The following is a 17,065-nucleotide window of genomic DNA, read 5'->3' as shown; positions in this document are numbered from 1 at the left end:
AGACTTGAGCTATTTAAAAGAGATTATCGATGTTGGTGCTGTAAGTTTTGCTCACCTTTTCACTCATCGATTTCAACTGCTGGATCATGCTGGTTAATTTCTTCGCATAGTTAGGGTCGGTAGCGTAACCGGCATTTTGCAGGGCCTGCGCCCCTTGCTCAGCGGTTGCGGCTGCGGTCACCGCCGCATAGCGCGGGTTACGGGAAATCAGCCCGACATAATCCGACAGCGCCTCAAGGTAAGAGCTATAGACGCGGAATCTGGCTTTCACCTTTTTCGCCTCGCCGTTTTCATATTCGGTGGTGGTGATTTCGGTTGTTGGTCCCTTCCAGCTTCCCGAAGCCTTCACGCCAAAAATGTTGAAGCTCGGTTCGCCGTTTTCCCGGCGAATTTGCCGCTGGCCCCATCCGGACTCCAGCGCCGCCTGCGCCAGAATCAGATGATGCGGAACGCCGCTTTGCTGACTCGCCAGTTTTGCCGGCAGCGACAGCTGAGCGAGGAAGTCTTTACTGTCGCCCGATAGCGGCTCATCATTACTTTCCGTCGCCCTCGGGATGGCTTTGCGTACCAGTTGCGTCAGCGCCTGGTTTTGATAACTGGTCACCGTTTCCAGCGGGAACTTCATCGGCACCTGTGGCACATCATCAGCAGGTTGCGCTTGCCCTTGCGTCATCTGCTTAACCATCATTTCAGCCAGTCCCAGACCTTTACCTGCGGTCATCTGCTGCGCAATTTGTTGGTCATACATGCTGGTATACAAACGCGTTGAATCGCTGCTAAACACGCCATCTTTCGGCAACGCTTCACGCATGCTTTTCAGCATCATCTGTACGAACATCCCTTCAACCTGACGGGCCACGGGGCGAATATTCGCCGCCGGATCCTGACCAGCTTTCGCTTTCAGTTCGTTCAGTGCTTGCGCATCCCAGGCGGCGCTGGTCAGCAGTTTGCTGTCACCAATCATCAGATGATTTCCAGTTTGGCGCGTAAGCAACCCGCGCTCTGCATCGATTGCAGAATGGACATCAGATCCATCGGCGTCGCCCCCAGCGCATTCAGCGCGCGCACGACGTTGTTCAGATTGGCGCTGGAACGTACGCTTTGCAGCGAGCCGCCGCTTTGGCGCAGATCGATCTGCGTTTGTGGCGTCACCACGGTCTGTCCGCCGCCAAACGGCGTATCCGGCTGGCTGACGTTTGCCTGGCGGTTTACCGTAATCGACAAGTTACCCTGCGCCACGGCACAGCTATCCAGCGTGACTTCACGGTTCATGACCACAGATCCCGTACGCGAGTTGATAATGACTTTCGCGTCCTGCGGCGTGACGTTCACCTCCATATTCTGGATGTCGGCAAGGAAACGTACCTGCGAACTGTTGCCGCTTGGCACACGCACTTGTATGGTCCTGGCATCCAGCGCCGTTGCACTACCAAAGCCACGCGAGCGGTTAATGGTGTCGGTAATCTGCTGCGCCATAGTAAAATCTTCATTATTGAGCTGCAGATTAATGGTGTTGCCACCGCCGAACTGGCTGGGCAACTCACGTTCGATGGTCGCGCCATTGGTGATGCGTCCACCATTGAGCTGGTTAACCTGCACGCTACTGCCACCCGCAGCCGCGCCCGCACCGCCAACCAGAATATTCCCCTGCGCCAAGGCATATACCTGACTATCGACCCCTTTCAGCGGGGTCATCAGCAGCGTGCCGCCGCGCAGGCTTTTGGCGTTACCCATGGAAGAGACCACCACGTCAATGGTTTGCCCCTGGCGACCAAAAGCTGGGAACTGCGCGGTAACCATCACCGCCGCCACGTTTTTCAGCTGCATATTGGTGCCGGTTGGTACGGTGATCCCCAACTGCGACAGCATGTTATTGAGCGTTTGCGTCGTAAACGGCGTCTGTGTGGTCTGGTCACCAGTACCATCCAGCCCGACCACCAGCCCGTAACCTATCAACGAGTTTTCCCGCACGCCCTGCACGCTGGTCAGGTCACGAATACGGTCGGCATGCGCAAAGGCGGTTGCCAGTACCAGTACCATTCCAACAAGAGATTTAAACACCGGGTACCTCGCTTACATCGGCGACAAGTTAAGGAAGAAACGCTGCAACCAGCCCATATTTTGCGCTTCATTGATGTAGCCGTTGCCGACGTACTCAATACGCGCATCCGCAACCTGAGTTGACGGTACGGAGTTGCTGCCACTGATGGTGCGTGGGTTAACAACCCCGGAGAAGCGAATGAACTCAGTGCCCTGATTAATGGCGATCTGTTTTTCACCCACGACATGTAAATTGCCATTCACCAGTACCTGATCGACCGTCACGGTCAACGTACCGCTGAAGGTATTGCTGGCGTTCGCGCCGCCTTTACCGTTAAAGGTGTTCCCACCGGAGGCTTCTACGTCGGCACGTTCGTTACCAAACAGCCCTTGCAGGTAGCGCGGTACTGTATCAAAACCAAAGTTGGTCTTGCCGTCGCGGCTGGCGTTTGCCGAGGAACTTTTGCTCGCGCTGACGTTTTCCTGCAATACGATGGTCAGCGTATCGCCAATATTGCGCGGACGGCGGTCTTCGAAGAGCGGCTGATAACCGTAGTTAATCGGCTGCGCCGACTGGAAGATTGAGCCATTCGCCACCGGCGTCGGGCCTGGAACGGGTTGAGCAGACGTCGCGCCCTGCACGAGCGGCGTGGCTGGGATCCAGGCGCACCCTGTCAGTGAAACCACCAGCAGGGCTAAAATTGGGTATGGGTGAAGCGCGTATTTTCGCATTGCGGTCATCTTCAAAATCCGTGTGCCGGTGAGGCTCTCAACCCACCGGACCCCACTTTAGAGTTGCGTCAGTTTTTGCAGCATCTGATCGGTAGTCGATACCGCTTTACTGTTGATTTCGTAAGCGCGCTGAACCTGGATCATGTTTACCAGCTCTTCCGCCACGTTGACGTTAGAGGTTTCAACATACCCTTGGTACAGCAGACCCGCGCCGTTCAGCCCCGGTGTACTCTCATTTGGCGCGCCGGATGACTGCGTTTCGGTGTACAGATTCTCACCAATACTTTCCAGGCCGGTGTCGTTCATAAAGGTGGTCAGGTTAAGCTGCCCGACCTGAACAGGCGCAGCCTGACCCTGTTGGGTCACACTGACTATCCCGTCACGTCCAATGGTGATGCTGAGCGCGTTAGCCGGGATAGTGATGGCAGGCTGAACCTGAAAACCACCCGCGGTCACCAGTTGACCGTTCTGATCCACCTGGAAAGAACCGTCACGGGTATAAGCTGACGTACCATCAGGCAGCATGACCTGGAAAAAGCCCTGGCCTTTAATCGCCACATCTTTACTGTTATTGGTTTGCGACAGGTTACCCTGGCTGTGTAAACGCTCGGTTGCCACCGGACGCACACCGGTACCAATCTGCAAACCGGAAGGCAGTGTTGTTTGTTCAGAAGACTGGGCGCCAGGCTGGCGAATCGTCTGATACAACAGATCTTCAAACACCGCACGTTGGCGCTTAAATCCGTTGGTGCTGACGTTTGCCAGGTTGTTGGCAATCACATCCATGTTGGTTTGCTGCGCATCCAGGCCGGTTTTGGCGATCCATAATGAACTGATCATAAAATGTCCTGTGTTAACTCATCGACAGCAGTTGGTTGGCGCGGCCCGCGTTATCATCCACGCTACTGATAATCTTCATTTGCATTTCGAAACGGCGAGCGTTGGCGATCATGTCGCTCATCGCGGCAACCGGCTTAACGTTACTGCCTTCCAGCACGCCCGACATAACGCGAATGCTGGGGTCGGCCTGTAACGTCGCACCACGGGTAGCCTGCGCGGCCTGGGTCAGACGAAACATACCGTCATCACCACGTTGCACTTCATTCCCCGTCGCCTTGACCAGTTTCAAACGCCCAACAGGCGCAACCGTATTGGCCGGATCGCCAGGGTTAAGCGCCGAGATCGTCCCGTCAGCCGCAATGGTGACTTCGGAACCTTCCGGTACGGCTATCGGCCCGGCTTCACCGATTACCGGATGCCCCTGAATAGTCAGTTCACCCGTAGGGCTTACCTGAATGGCACCATTACGGGTATACCCTTCGCTACCGTCCGCGGTCTGGACAGCCAACCAGCCGTCCTGTTGCAACGCCACGTCCAGCGGGCGGGAGGTATAGTCCATCTGGCCCGGCGTCATGTCGGCCCCTGGCGTGGAGGCCACTACCAGCGTACGCGTCGGTAAAGACAATCCTTCTACAGGAACCGCACGCAGCGCATTGAGCTGCGCACGAAACCCTGGCGTGGAGGCGTTTGCCAGGTTGCTGGCCGTCACCGCCTGTTGATTCAGCGTCTGACTGGCCGCGCCCATAGCGGTATAAATTGCGTGATCCATTAAGCCATCCCGTCAGGCGCTTAGCGCAGGTTGACCAGCGTGTTGAGGATCTGATCCTGGGTTTTGATAGTCTGCGCGTTCGACTGATAGTTACGCTGAGCGACGATCATATTCACCAGTTCTTTACTCAAATCCACGTTTGATGCTTCCAGCGCACCGTTGGTCAGTTTGCCGAAGTTACCTTCGCCTGCGGTACCCAGCAGCGCCACGCCAGAAGCCTGTGTAGCAGCCCAGACGTTGTCGCCCTGAGACGCCAGCCCCTCGTTGTTGGCAAAGTTTGCCAGCACGATCTGGCCCAGTACCTGTTGCTGTTCGTTGGAGTAATTACCGACCACGGTACCGTCATTGTTAATCTGATAGCTGACCAGATCGCCCGGCTTGTAGCCGTTCTGATTCGTGGCGACGATGTTGTTGGCGCCGGTGTTCTGCTGCATGGAGTTCAGGAAGCTCAGGGAGAATTTTGCGGTATCTGCACCGTTAATCTGCCCTGTTTCGATGTTGATGTCCGTTGCTCCTGGCGTACCAGTTGCCGTGGCGCTAATCCCTAAAAACGCACCATTGTTGTTAAACTTCATAAACCCGGCTGGTTTTGCAGCTTCGCCAGTTGAAGCATCCTGAGTATGAATTTCCCAGGTGTTGCTCTCTGCGTTTTTGACATAAAAAATGTTCATGTCATGGGCGTTACCCTGGCTATCGAAAACGGTAACGGTGCCTTTTTTGTTGTAGGAGTCCGCGTCGCTTGGACTAAACGGAGTTTTGGTTGGCACCTTGTCAGTGGAGTTCAGGTTGATCTGCATTGACGCGGTAGTCGTGGTTTTCGCCGCCATCAGCGTATTCGGAATAGTGATCGGCGCCGGGTTAGCACCTTGCTGTATTGTCGGCGGTGTACCGGTAGCAGGATAACCTGTCAGTTGCAGCCCCTGCATGTTGACGATATTGCGGTTTTCATCGAGCTTGAACTGACCGTTACGGCTGTAGAATACAGAGCCGTTGCTGTCTACCATGCGGAAAAATCCGTTCTGGCTGATAGCCACATCCAGTCCGCGTCCGGTGTTGGTGGTAGTACCATCGGTAAAATCCTGGGTAATACCCGCAACTTTAACCCCCAGTCCCACTTTAGAACCGGCGAACATATCGGCAAAAGAAGCCGTACCAGATTTAAAACCGTAGGTAGCGGAGTTGGCGATGTTATTACCAATGACATCGAGGTTGGTCGCTGCAGCGTTCAGACCGCTGACCGCTTGAGAAAAGGCCATGACTTACTCCTGATAAGTGTGTGGGCTTAGATTATTTGCCGTACTTCGTCGAGGGTGGTGGTTCCATAGGTGCCCAGGTCCAGCGTATTACCGCCGTTACTGCGAATAACACCCTGCACCAGCGCAAACTGAAGCGGCTGCGCCACCAGTTGCGTTCCGCCATTGCTGGCAGCAATTGAGACGTTATAAGAACCGCTTGGCGCATCCGTGCCATCGGTCATGGTGCCGTCCCAGGTAAAGGTATGAACACCGGCTTTCAAGCCGCCGATATCAATAGTGCGTATCACTTTGCCGTCTTTATCGGTAATCGTTGCGGTGACCTTATCTGCCGGCTGTTGCAGCTCAACGCCAAACGGCGTCGTGGTCGTTTTCGCACCCTCTTCCGTACCTTTACCGGTCAGGATGGTGGTGCCGGGGATCATTACGCCGTGACCAATCAGCGTACTGGCCTGCAGCGACTGACTGTTATCGATCTGCCCGGAAATAGACCCCAGCGTGGTGTTCAGTTTCTCAATCCCACTTACGGTACTGATTTGCGCCAGTTGGGTGGTCAGTTCGTTGTTTTGCAGCGGATTGGTTGGGTCCTGGTTTTTCAACTGTGCGACCAGCAGCGTCAGAAAACTGCTTTGCAGGTCAGCGGCATTACTGCCCGTCAGGGAGCTATTCCCGGTGGCGGCTTTAACGCCTGTATTGCTCGGGTCATTCATGGTTACAGCAATAGACATATGCGCCTCCTTTACTGGCCTAACGTAAGCGTTTTGAGCATCAAGCTTTTCACGGTGTTGAGCACTTCGACGTTTGCCTGGTAGCTACGCGAGGCTGACATGGTGTTAACCATCTCGCCGACGACGTCCACATTCGGCATTTTTACGTAGCCGTTCGCATCGGCCAGCGGGTTACCCGGCTCATAGACCAGCTTATCCGGCGCCTGGCTTTCGATAACGTCAGCCACTTTTACGCCGCCTGTAGCTGCACCTGGCGCGGCATCAACCTGAAAAACAACCTGCTTGGCGCGATACGGCTGACCGTCGGGTCCGGTAACGCTATCCGCATTCGCCATGTTGCTGGCCGCCACGTTCAGGCGCTTAGACTGCGCCGTCAGCGCAGAGCCTGCGATATCAAAAATATTTAACAGCGCCACGAATTAGTTCCCTCCTTGCAGCACATTCATCATGCCTTTGATTTGTCCACCCAGCGCGGTCAGCCCCATTTGATATTTGAGACTGTTGTCGGCAAATTGCGTACGCTCCCGGTCCATATCCACCGTATTGCCATCCAGAGACGGCTGGTCAGGAATGCGATAGAGCAATTCCGTAGCGGGAGCAGAAGCGGTTTGGGCCGGAATATGTTGTGCAGAGGTCAGCGTCAACGAGACGCCGCCGGTTTGTTCCCGTCCACGCACCATGACTTTTTTCAATTCACTGGCGAAATCCAGGTCGCGCGCCTGATACCCCGGCGTGTCGGCATTGGCAATGTTGGCGGCCAATATTTCCTGGCGCTGGGCGCGCAAATTCAGCGCTTCCTGTTGAAAACGTAAGGCGGCGTCGAGCTTATCGAGCATATCTCCTCCGCAAATGACAAAATTCAGCCGACAGCTTAAATCCCATTACGCGCGCGTTATCGCCGGAATAAACGCAAAATGCGTCGCTATTTGTTGCGTTGATGACTGCGTCACACAGGTAAAATCCTGCCACTACCTGAAAAAGCGCGAGGTTTTGATGCAAACGTTTAAACGTGGAATAGTTGTGGCAGCACTGCTGTTCAGCCCTATGACGCTGGCGCAAGACCTGAATTCACAGCTGACGACATGGTTTTCCCAACGTCTGGCCGGATTTAGCGATGAGGTGGTCGTCACTATCCGTACGTCGCCTAACCTACTGCCCAGCTGCGAACAACCCGCATTAAGCGTGTCAGGCAACGCGAAACTGTGGGGGAATGTGAACGTGCTGGCCCGCTGCGCCAACGAGAAACGTTATCTGCAGGTGAATGTGCAGGCCACGGGAAACTACGTGGTTGCCGCCGCGCCCGTCGCTCGGGGCAGCGCGCTGACCTCGGCCAGCGTGACGTTAAAGCGAGGTCGGCTGGACCAACTGCCGCCGCGCGCCGTGTTAGATTTGAATCAGGTGCAGGACGCGGTGAGTCTACGCGATCTCGTTCCAGGTCAGCCGATACAGCTTTCAATGTTGCGCCAGGCCTGGCGGATCAAAGCCGGTCAACGCGTACTGGTTATCGCCAACGGCGATGGTTTTCGGGTGAATGCCGAAGGTAAAGCGCTGAATAATGCCGCCGTCGCACAGAATGCGCGAGTGCGGATGATTTCAGGCCAGGTGGTGAGCGGCATCGTCGATTCTGATGGGAATATTCTTATTAACCTATAATAGGTTAAAGATTTTTTAGCGTGTGCCGATAGATAAACAACCAATGATTACAGCGGGCCGCTATAGCGTAACCCCTCGATGAGGATAAACAAAATGAGCATTGATCGTACCTCACCATTGAAGCCAGTCAGTACCGTTCAGCCACGTGAAACCAGCGATGCGCCGGTACAAAAAGCGCGGAAGGAAAAAACCACCGCGACAAACAGCACCAGCGTCATGCTGAGCGACGCCCAGGCCAAACTGATGCAGCCCGGCACCAATGACATCAATATGGAACGCGTCGAAGCATTGAAAACTGCGATCCGTAACGGTGAGTTGAAAATGGATACCGGAAAAATTGCCGACTCGCTTATTCGCGAGGCACAGAGCTACTTACAGAGTAAATAAAGTATGACTCGTTTGTCAGAAATACTTGATCAGATGACAACCGTCCTCAATGACCTGAAAACGGTAATGGATGCTGAGCAGCAGCAGCTTTCCGCAGGATATATCAACGGCAGCCAGCTACAGCGTATTACAGAAGAAAAAAGCTCTTTGCTGGCAACCCTTGATTATCTGGAGCAGCAGCGCCGTCTGGAGCATGACGCCACGCGCAGCGCCAACGATGAGATTGCTGAACGCTGGCAGACGATCACCCAAAAAACGCAGCATTTGCGTGACCTCAACCAGCACAACGGTTGGCTGCTGGAAGGGCAGATTGAGCGTAATCAACAAGCGATTCAAGTGCTGAAACCGCACCAGGAACCGGCGCTGTATGGCGCAAACGGTCAAACCTCTGCTGCGCACCGCGGCGGGAAAAAATTCTCTATTTAATGCCAGCCTGATCGTTCGCAGCTTTCAGGCCAGCGCGTTCTGCAGGCCGGATACGGCGTAACGCCGCCATCCGGCAATGTCTGTTACGCCGTCCGGCGCACAAACTCTTTCACTTTAAAGCCCAGCACAGCAAGTGCGGCGAAGTAAGCTGCAATCCCAGCCACCACGACGGCCATCAGACGCAGTAAACGCCACAACATCGTTCCCTGCGACCAGTCCGGCATAATATTGAGCATCCCGAACAGCACCGCTGACATCACCAGTACGGAAATCACCAGACGCGCCAGGAACCAGGCCCAGCCCGGTTGCGGGGTAAAGATTTTCTGTTTACGCAGTTGCCAGTAAAGCAGTGAAGCGTTCAGACATGCCGCCAGACCAATCGACAGCGACAGCCCGGCATGCTTCAGCGGCCCGATAAACGCCAGGTTCATCACCTGAGTCATAATCAGCGTCACTATCGCAATTTTCACCGGCGTTTTAATATCCTGGCGCGAGTAAAAGCCAGGGGCCAAAACTTTCACCACGATCAAACCAATCAAACCGACCGAGTATGCCACCAGCGCGCGCTGGGTCATGGCGGCATCAAAGGCGGTAAATTTACCGTACTGGAACAGAGAAACCGTCAGCGGTTTAGCCAAAATGCCCAATGCCACGGCGCTGGGTAATGCCAGCAGAAAACACAGACGCAGCCCCCAGTCCATCAGACGACAATACTCATCATGATTCCCGCTGGAAAAGCTTTTGGACAGCGATGGCAGCAGAATGGTCCCCAGCGCCACGCCAAGCACGCCGGACGGAAACTCCATCAGACGATCGGCATAGTACATCCATGAAACCGAGCCGGAGGCCAGAAACGAGGCGAATATGGTATTGATGATCAGTGAAATCTGGCTGACGGAAACCCCGAGTATCGCCGGCCCCATTTGCTTGACGACGCGCATCGCCCCCGCATCGCGGAAGTTCACGCGGGGCAGCACCAGCATGCCAATTTTCTTCAGATGTGGCAGTTGATAAACCAGCTGCAGCACGCCACCAACGGTCACGGCCCACGCCAGCGCCAGCACCGGAGGATTAAAATAAGGCGCGGCAAACAGCGCAAAACCGATCATGCTGATATTCAAAAAGGTCGGCGCAAACGCCGGAATAGAAAAGCGGTTCCAGGTGTTAAGGATTGCGCCGACCAGCGAGGCCAGTGAAATCAGCAGGATATAAGGAAAGGTGATCCGCAGCAGTTGGGTAGTCAACGCAAATTTGTCAGCGGTGTCGGCAAACCCAGGTGCAGTGACTAAAATCACCCACGGCGCAGCCAGCATCCCGGCAACCGTCACCACGGCCAGCGCCAGCGTCAGCAGCCCGGATACATAGGCAACAAACACGCGGGTAGCATCTTCACCCTGCTTACTTTTGTATTCAGCCAGAATAGGCACAAACGCCTGAGAAAATGCGCCTTCAGCAAAAATTCGGCGCAGCAGGTTTGGAAGTTTGAAGGCCACAAAAAAGGCATCGGTCGCCATCCCTGCGCCAAAGATTCTGGCGACAATCGCATCACGCGCAAAACCCAGCACACGTGAAAACATCGTCATCGAGCTGACGGCTGCCAGCGACTTTAATAAATTCATCTATGTTGTATTCCAGACCCTGAGGCAAATCCCCGTATAACCAACATCGCCATCCGGCAATGTCACTATGTCACTGTGCCTGATGGCGACGCCGCAGCGTCTTATCAGGCCTACAAGCCAGCCTATGGTTGAAAAGAGGTGTTATTTTGAGTTGGCATATAGTACCTGGATTACAATGAATTACTACCGCCAGTTGTTACAGGGGGTTATTCAGCCATCGCCTCCCGCCATAGCTTTTCGACAACACGCTGGGCCAGTAGCGCCTGCTCGCCTGTCGTCTGAGGAACCGTCTGATTTTGCACACACTCAATGAAATGCCGCGCACATCCGGCAAAACCTCGCTGTTCTAAGGTCGTTTGCCAGCCTGCTATCGGCTTGTGTACAACACCTTGCCCGCGTTCTTCCCGCCATTCCCGCATATCCGTGACGTCAATCAGGCCCCCATCGGTCACCGCCTGAACGCTCTCACGCTGGCTACCGGCCCGGCGATGCATGCTGGTTGTAATCTGTAGCTGATCGACAGAAAAATGGTGCTCGGCATAAAGCATTGCGCCAGAGTCATTAGTCAGCAGAGTGCCGCTATTTAACTGCGCGTTCCCGCCCGCCAGCCACAGCGCGGTATCGACCACGTGCAGATAATCGTCCAGCAGGGTGAAACGCAGGTCATGCGGTCCCACGCTGTCCGAACGATGCTTATCCATACGTACAGACGCTGCATTGCCCAGATGCGCCTTAAGATCCTGATACAGTGGCGCAAATCGGCGGTTAAAGCCGACCATCAACGTCAGTTTTTTCCGCGCGGCCAGCTCGACCAGTTGTTCAGCCTCACGCAGGTTTTCCGCCAGCGGTTTATCCACACACACATGGACCCCGGCATTCAGGAGTTCACTGACTACCGCAAAGTGCGTCGCGGTGCTGGAATGGACGAAAACCGCGTCGCAGGTTTTCGCCAGATTCACCAGGGAGTCAACGTAGGGTATGCGCCAGGTCTCACAGACACGCAGCGCTTTTTCCTGCGAAGGCGAAAACGCGCCTTGCAGCGTCCAGTCAGCGGAACTGCCCAGTACGGGCAGCCAGGCTTTTTGTGCAATGCCACCCAGACCGACAACGCCGATACGTAATTTATTCACGTTAGTCTCCCAGGTGCGCCAACAAAGAATCCAGCCGCTGCTTAAGTTCCGCGACTTCTGTTTCCAGGGCTTCAACGCGCGCCTGCAGATCGCCAGACGCAACCGGGAGTTCATCTGCCGCAGCGATGGGCTCATCAACATCACCGCAAAACAGGTGCATATAGCGACTTTCACGTTTACCCGGCTCGCGCGCCAGACGGATCACATAAGGACCATCTTCACGGGTCGCCAGTTTTTCCAGCGTCGACTCCACTTCAGCCATATCGCTGAATTCGTACATTCGCGATGCACGGCTTCGCAGTTCGCCCGGCGTTTGCGCGCCACGCAGCAACAGCGTGGTAACCAGCGCCACCTCGCCCGCACTGAGTTTCAGATTGCCAAATTCAGAGTTGCAGAAACGCTGCTCATATTTCGTGACGCGATTTCCAAAGCCGCTCACCGTACGCAGAAAATGCCGCTTCACCAGGTTATCAAGCTGATCCTGCACTTCCGATTCCGATAGATTCATCACCGGTTCACGATTCGTTTTTTGATTGCAGGCGGTGACGACGCCATTGACAGAAAGCGGGTATTGTTCCGGCGTGGTGACCTGTTTCTCTAACAAACAGCCAATCACGCGTGCTTCGGTGGCGGTTAATTCGTATTTCATCGTTTTCTCCATTACTCAGGCTAACCTGAAACTTAGCGGCCAGGGGTCCATTCTGATGTGGTCAACGCCGTCAGCACGTGATCACGCCACTGCCCGTCAATCAGCAGGTAATCTTTGGCATACCCTTCTTTTTCAAAACCCAGTCGGGCCAGCAAGTCACCACTACGTTTATTGTGTGGCATATAGTTCGCCATAATGCGGTGAATATGCTGCGTGCGCTGCATATAACGAATGGCCGAGGTTAAGGCTTCGTACATCAGCCCCTGCCCCTGCCACTTTTGCGCAATGGAATAGCCGAGATAACAGGCGTGGAAAGATCCCCGCACTACGTTCGAGAAATTCGCGACGCCGATAATCTCTTTTTCTTCCGGATCGAGCAGCGCAAAATAATACGCGGTGCCTTGTTTATGAAACTCAGAGATCATACTCAGACGCGCCTGCCAGCCGGAGGGATAACAGTGGCTTTCATCGCGAATAGGTTCCCAGGGTTTTAAGAAATGACGATTTTCTGCGTAATAATCTGCCAGACGCCAGGCATCACGCTCGTGCACCAAACGCACGACCAGGCGGTCCGTGGTTAAGCGCACTTTTGGCACGTTACTGCGATAGCCAAACATTCTATACCTACTCCTTCCCGTAACGTCTTCAATACGCTATTCGCGATACTATACCTGTGCAAATATGCCCTTTGAAAAGAGCAAATTGCCATTTTTTGAATTATTCACACATTTTGATGAAAACTCTCTATCAAGACGGACTTTTGATAAAAAAATATTGTCCCGCCAAGGGTGGGAAAAGCGATGACGACACCGCAGAATAGGAGGTGCTTATCTTTTAAACTCTAACCAGAGTGACGAGTTTTTCCCGGGAGGGGAAATGTCGCAAGTCTCGCAGGCAAGGAACCTGGGTAAATACTTCCTTCTCATCGATAATATGCTGGTCGTGCTGGGTTTCTTCGTCGTTTTCCCGCTGATCTCAATTCGCTTCGTCGACCAAATGGGCTGGGCTGCCGTTATGGTCGGGATCGCGTTAGGATTGCGTCAATTTATTCAGCAGGGTCTGGGTATTTTTGGCGGCGCTATTGCTGACCGTTTCGGCGCAAAACCAATGATCGTCACCGGTATGCTGATGCGCGCCGCCGGGTTCGCCACCATGGGTATTGCCCACGAGCCGTGGCTGCTATGGTTTTCCTGTTTTCTCTCCGGATTGGGCGGCACGCTGTTCGACCCTCCCCGCTCGGCGCTGGTGGTCAAACTGATCCGCCCGGAAAAGCGCGGGCGTTTTTTCTCTATCCTGATGATGCAGGATAGCGCAGGCGCCGTGGTTGGCGCATTACTTGGCAGTTGGCTGCTACAGTACGATTTTCGCCTGGTCTGCGCGACAGGAGCCATTTTGTTTGTTCTGTGCGCGGCGTTTAACGCCTGGCTACTCCCGGCATGGAAATTGTCGACGGTGAAAATTCCGGTGCGCGAAGGGATGGGCCACGTGATGCATGACAAACGTTTTGTCACCTATGTTCTGACGCTGGCGGGTTATTACATGCTGGCGGTACAGGTGATGTTAATGCTGCCAATCATGGTGAACGACATCGCTGGCTCGCCTGCCGCGGTGAAATGGATGTATGCCATCGAAGCATGCCTCTCGTTAACGCTGCTCTACCCGATTGCCCGCTGGAGTGAAAAACGTTTTCGCCTTGAACATCGCCTGATGGCCGGTCTGCTGGTAATGTCTCTCAGCATGATGCCCATCGGTCTGGTCGGCAATCTACAGCAGCTATTCACGCTGATCTGCACCTTCTATATTGGCTCGATCATCGCCGAACCGGCGCGTGAGACCCTGAGCGCCTCGCTGGCCAATGCACGGGCTCGAGGAAGTTACATGGGCTTCAGCCGACTGGGCCTCGCCATCGGCGGCGCAATTGGTTATGTCGGCGGCGGCTGGCTGTTTGATATGGGCAAAGCCCTGGCGCAGCCTGAATTGCCATGGATGATGCTCGGTATTATCGGCTTCATCACCTTCCTGGCTTTGGGCTGGCAATTCAGCCACAAACGCCCAACGCGCGGCATGCTGGAACCCGACGCCTGATAGCTAATCCGACGCTCGGGCACTTTTCAGTTTTTTCTGCTGGTGCCCGGGGCGCTGGTACTCGATGATGCTTTGTGTCACGATTACGCCACAAGCATCATGTTGAGGAACCCCATGAAAAAGCTTTTTTTTGCCGCTGCACTGATTGTCGGCGGCCTGTTGGTTGGTTGTAATCAACTTACGCAATACACGGTTAGCGAGCAAGAGATTAATCAGGCGCTGGCGAAGCATAATAACTTTTCAAAAGATATCGGTTTGCCCGGCGTTGCTGAAGCACACATCGTACTGAGCAATCTGGCCAGTCAGATAGGGCGTGAAGAGCCTAATAAAGTGACTCTGACGGGTGATGCCAACCTGGACATGAATTCCCTGTTTGGCAGTCAGAAAGCCACCATGAAGCTGAAGCTCAAAGCCTTACCGGTCTTCAATAAAGAGAAAGGCGCGATTTATTTGCAAGAGATGGAAGTCGTGGACGCGACCGTGACACCAGAAAAAATGCAGTCGGTACTGCAAACGCTGATGCCGTATTTAAACCAATCGCTGCGTAATTACTTTAACCAACAACCTGCCTACATTCTGCAGGATGACAGCAGCCAGGGTGAAGCGCTGGCGAAAAAACTGGCGAAAGGTATAGAAGTGAAACCGGGCGAAATCATTATCCCCTTCACCGACTAATAAACCAGAGGGCGCTGATGCGCCCTTTTTTTTCGTGCAAACGAAAACGTTTCCGCTTATCCTTTGTTTCCGGCAAAAAAGACAATCCTCAGCCGGAGCATATTGATGACTGCACCATCCCAGGTTTTAAAGATCCGCCGCCCAGACGACTGGCATCTTCACTTTCGCGATGGCGACATGTTAAAAACTGTCGTGCCCTATACCAGTGAAATTTACGGCCGCGCCATTGTCATGCCGAACCTGGCACCGCCCGTCACCACAGTAGATGCAGCTATCGCTTATCGCCAACGCATTCTTGACGCGGTACCTGCCGGACACGACTTCACACCTTTAATGACCTGCTACTTAACGGATACGCTGGATCCCAATGAGCTGGAGCGTGGTTTCAACGAAGGCGTGTTCACCGCCGCGAAACTCTACCCGGCTAATGCCACCACCAACTCAACGCATGGCGTAACCTCTATTGACGCCATCATGCCGGTGCTGGAACGGATGGAAAAATTGGGTATGCCGCTGTTGGTGCATGGTGAAGTGACGCATGCGGATATTGATATTTTCGATCGCGAAGCACGCTTTATTGAGACAGTGATGGAACCGCTGCGTCAGCGTTTGACTGCGCTGAAAGTGGTGTTTGAACATATCACCACTAAAGATGCTGCCGAATATGTGCGCGACGGTAACGAGCTTCTCGCCGCCACTATTACGCCACAGCATTTAATGTTTAACCGCAACCACATGCTGGTCGGCGGCATTCGCCCGCACCTGTATTGTCTGCCAATCCTTAAACGTAACGTCCACCAACAGGCGCTGCGTGAACTGGTCGCCAGCGGATTTAGCCGTGCATTCCTTGGTACCGACTCAGCGCCACATGCGCGTCATCGCAAAGAATCCAGTTGCGGCTGTGCCGGGTGTTTTAACGCCCCGACCGCGCTGGGCAGCTATGCCACCGTATTTGAAGAGATGAATGCGCTGAGCCATTTTGAAGCCTTCTGCTCACTCAATGGTCCGCAATTCTATGGTCTGCCGGTGAATGAGACTTTTATTGAGCTTGAACGCGTGGAGCACCATGTCCCGGAGAGCATTGCGCTGGCAGATGACACACTGGTGCCTTTCCTGGGTGGCGAAATGGTACACTGGTCAGTAAAAAGCTAAAAAAAGTGTAGCCAACTGATTTGAATAACTGTATAAATAAACAGTATATTCAACAGGGGGCTATTATGCGTATTGAAGTCACTATTGCCAAAACTTCACCTTTGCCTGCCGGTGCGATTGACGCACTGGCAGGTGAACTCTCCCGTCGTATTCATCATCATTTTCCGGATAACGAAGGTAACGTTACTGTCCGTTATGCCGGGGCTAACAATCTGTCGGTAATTGGCGCGACCAAAGAGGATAAAGAACGCATCAGCGAGATCCTGCAGGAGACCTGGGAAAGCGCGGATGACTGGTTTATCAACGAATAAATAATGATATGCAGTGATGTTTGTTTGCCGGGTCGCCCCGGCTTTTTTATACGCACAGTTTTTAAAACAAATGCAGATTCAACCTTGCCGGCATTTAATTTAATATTAATTTCCTGGTCATCTTTTAACCAGAACAACAAAATAATTGTGCAACTTGCTAAAAAAAAATGAATGACATGTTGTTTTATTAGTCAGATAACGCTGAAAACCAAAAATTTATGCGCAGCCCTCTTTAAATTTTCAATGAATACCCTTATTTATTGATATACTGAAGTTGCTTCAGAAAAAAAATGCATTGAACCTCGAAAACCGTTGTCTAGTAACACGAATTAGGGGGCATGATGGAAAAGAATAATGAAGTCATTCAGACTCATCCGCTTGTAGGATGGGACATCAGCACCGTTGATAGCTACGATGCGCTGATGCTGCGTTTGCACTACCAGACCCCGAATCGACCGGACCCGGATGGGACTGAAGTTGGACAAACGCTCTGGTTAACCACTGATGTTGCCAGGCAATTTATTTCGATATTAGAAGCAGGAATCGCCAAAATTGAATCCGGCGATTACCAGGTAAATGAGTATCAGCGCCATTAAATCTGATACATCCAACCATC

The 17,065-nt window shown here is 53.5% G+C and carries 21 protein-coding genes; 8 read left to right on the top strand and 13 right to left on the bottom strand.

Going from position 1 to position 17,065, the window contains the following annotated elements; translation table 11 throughout:
- Positions 1-13: 13 nt before the first annotated feature.
- The 9 genes from flgJ to flgB are packed head-to-tail and all read right to left on the bottom strand — an operon-like array spanning position 14 to position 7,198.
- Positions 14-964, bottom strand: a complete 951-nt coding sequence (flgJ, locus tag FDX14_RS23890; protein WP_137350377.1) for a flagellar assembly peptidoglycan hydrolase FlgJ — start codon at positions 962-964, stop codon at positions 14-16.
- Positions 964-2,040: a flagellar basal body P-ring protein FlgI gene (locus tag FDX14_RS23885; protein ID WP_087857787.1), complete on the bottom strand. Its 1,077-nt coding sequence runs from the start codon at positions 2,038-2,040 to the stop codon at positions 964-966. Before FDX14_RS23885 ends, flgJ begins: the two co-directional genes overlap by 1 nt.
- 33 nt (positions 2,041-2,073) lie before the next feature.
- Positions 2,074-2,772 (bottom strand): flagellar basal body L-ring protein FlgH, encoded by a 699-nt coding sequence (gene flgH, locus FDX14_RS23880; RefSeq protein ID WP_016152630.1) that lies wholly within the window; start codon positions 2,770-2,772, stop codon positions 2,074-2,076.
- Positions 2,773-2,829: 57 nt separating this feature from the next.
- The gene (gene flgG / locus FDX14_RS23875; protein ID WP_006685087.1) at positions 2,830-3,612 is read right to left on the bottom strand and encodes a flagellar basal-body rod protein FlgG; all 783 of its coding nucleotides are present in this window, start codon (positions 3,610-3,612) and stop codon (positions 2,830-2,832) included.
- A 13-nt stretch (positions 3,613-3,625) separates the two neighbouring features.
- Positions 3,626-4,381, bottom strand: a complete 756-nt coding sequence (locus FDX14_RS23870; RefSeq protein WP_038639704.1) for a flagellar basal body rod protein FlgF — start codon at positions 4,379-4,381, stop codon at positions 3,626-3,628.
- A 20-nt stretch (positions 4,382-4,401) separates the two neighbouring features.
- The gene (gene flgE / locus FDX14_RS23865) at positions 4,402-5,637 is read right to left on the bottom strand and encodes a flagellar hook protein FlgE (protein ID WP_042309201.1); all 1,236 of its coding nucleotides are present in this window, start codon (positions 5,635-5,637) and stop codon (positions 4,402-4,404) included.
- Positions 5,638-5,663: 26 nt separating this feature from the next.
- Positions 5,664-6,362, bottom strand: coding sequence for a flagellar hook assembly protein FlgD (gene flgD, locus FDX14_RS23860; RefSeq protein WP_042309204.1), 699 nt, complete (start codon positions 6,360-6,362; stop codon positions 5,664-5,666).
- 11 nt (positions 6,363-6,373) lie between these two features.
- Positions 6,374-6,778 (bottom strand): flagellar basal body rod protein FlgC, encoded by a 405-nt coding sequence (gene flgC / locus FDX14_RS23855; RefSeq protein WP_006685091.1) that lies wholly within the window; start codon positions 6,776-6,778, stop codon positions 6,374-6,376.
- A gap of 3 nt (positions 6,779-6,781) precedes the next feature.
- Positions 6,782-7,198 carry a flagellar basal body rod protein FlgB gene (gene flgB / locus FDX14_RS23850; protein ID WP_038639692.1) on the bottom strand — a complete coding sequence of 139 codons (417 nt, stop codon included), beginning with the start codon at positions 7,196-7,198 and terminating at the stop codon, positions 6,782-6,784.
- A gap of 157 nt (positions 7,199-7,355) precedes the next feature.
- On the opposite strand from flgB, the gene flgA reads away from it, so the two are divergent.
- The 3 genes from flgA to flgN all read left to right on the top strand — a co-directional run bounded on the left by flgA (position 7,356) and on the right by flgN (position 8,828).
- A complete protein-coding gene (gene flgA, locus FDX14_RS23845) occupies positions 7,356-8,015 on the top strand; it encodes a flagellar basal body P-ring formation chaperone FlgA (RefSeq protein ID WP_042309340.1) in 660 nt (219 codons plus the stop codon).
- 93 nt (positions 8,016-8,108) lie between these two features.
- The gene (gene flgM / locus FDX14_RS23840) at positions 8,109-8,402 is read left to right on the top strand and encodes a flagellar biosynthesis anti-sigma factor FlgM (RefSeq protein WP_042309206.1); all 294 of its coding nucleotides are present in this window, start codon (positions 8,109-8,111) and stop codon (positions 8,400-8,402) included.
- A gap of 3 nt (positions 8,403-8,405) precedes the next feature.
- Entirely contained in the window at positions 8,406-8,828 is a 423-nt protein-coding gene (gene flgN, locus FDX14_RS23835) for a flagella biosynthesis chaperone FlgN (RefSeq protein ID WP_069323314.1), read from the top strand.
- An 83-nt stretch (positions 8,829-8,911) separates the two neighbouring features.
- Here the strand turns inward: flgN and murJ are convergent, their stop codons facing one another.
- From murJ to rimJ, 4 genes are all read right to left on the bottom strand, one after another.
- Complete coding sequence (murJ, locus tag FDX14_RS23830) at positions 8,912-10,447, bottom strand: murein biosynthesis integral membrane protein MurJ (protein ID WP_061381775.1); 1,536 nt, start codon at positions 10,445-10,447, stop codon at positions 8,912-8,914.
- Positions 10,448-10,653: 206 nt separating this feature from the next.
- A complete protein-coding gene (locus tag FDX14_RS23825) occupies positions 10,654-11,577 on the bottom strand; it encodes a Gfo/Idh/MocA family protein (RefSeq protein ID WP_061381776.1) in 924 nt (307 codons plus the stop codon).
- A 1-nt stretch (position 11,578) separates the two neighbouring features.
- Complete coding sequence (locus FDX14_RS23820; RefSeq protein WP_042309211.1) at positions 11,579-12,226, bottom strand: YceH family protein; 648 nt, start codon at positions 12,224-12,226, stop codon at positions 11,579-11,581.
- Positions 12,227-12,258: 32 nt separating this feature from the next.
- Positions 12,259-12,843 (bottom strand): ribosomal protein S5-alanine N-acetyltransferase, encoded by a 585-nt coding sequence (rimJ, locus tag FDX14_RS23815; protein ID WP_006685101.1) that lies wholly within the window; start codon positions 12,841-12,843, stop codon positions 12,259-12,261.
- A 259-nt stretch (positions 12,844-13,102) separates the two neighbouring features.
- Between rimJ and mdtH the strand changes: the two genes are divergently transcribed.
- The 5 genes from mdtH to bssS all read left to right on the top strand — a co-directional run bounded on the left by mdtH (position 13,103) and on the right by bssS (position 17,045).
- Positions 13,103-14,311: a multidrug efflux MFS transporter MdtH gene (mdtH, locus tag FDX14_RS23810; RefSeq protein ID WP_038639676.1), complete on the top strand. Its 1,209-nt coding sequence runs from the start codon at positions 13,103-13,105 to the stop codon at positions 14,309-14,311.
- A gap of 114 nt (positions 14,312-14,425) precedes the next feature.
- Positions 14,426-14,986, top strand: a complete 561-nt coding sequence (locus tag FDX14_RS23805; protein ID WP_079224678.1) for a lipoprotein — start codon at positions 14,426-14,428, stop codon at positions 14,984-14,986.
- 105 nt (positions 14,987-15,091) lie between these two features.
- The gene (pyrC, locus tag FDX14_RS23800; protein ID WP_137350376.1) at positions 15,092-16,138 is read left to right on the top strand and encodes a dihydroorotase; all 1,047 of its coding nucleotides are present in this window, start codon (positions 15,092-15,094) and stop codon (positions 16,136-16,138) included.
- A gap of 65 nt (positions 16,139-16,203) precedes the next feature.
- Positions 16,204-16,449 carry a DNA damage-inducible protein I gene (dinI, locus tag FDX14_RS23795; RefSeq protein WP_006685106.1) on the top strand — a complete coding sequence of 82 codons (246 nt, stop codon included), beginning with the start codon at positions 16,204-16,206 and terminating at the stop codon, positions 16,447-16,449.
- A gap of 341 nt (positions 16,450-16,790) precedes the next feature.
- Positions 16,791-17,045, top strand: coding sequence for a biofilm formation regulator BssS (gene bssS, locus FDX14_RS23790; RefSeq protein ID WP_003036154.1), 255 nt, complete (start codon positions 16,791-16,793; stop codon positions 17,043-17,045).
- Positions 17,046-17,065 lie beyond the last annotated feature (20 nt).

Origin of the sequence: Citrobacter sp. wls710 (assembly GCF_005281115.1) — a bacterium.
In the GTDB taxonomy this organism is placed as follows: Bacteria; Pseudomonadota; Gammaproteobacteria; order Enterobacterales; family Enterobacteriaceae; genus Citrobacter; species Citrobacter werkmanii.
This window is presented reverse-complemented; position numbering and strand designations above follow the sequence as displayed.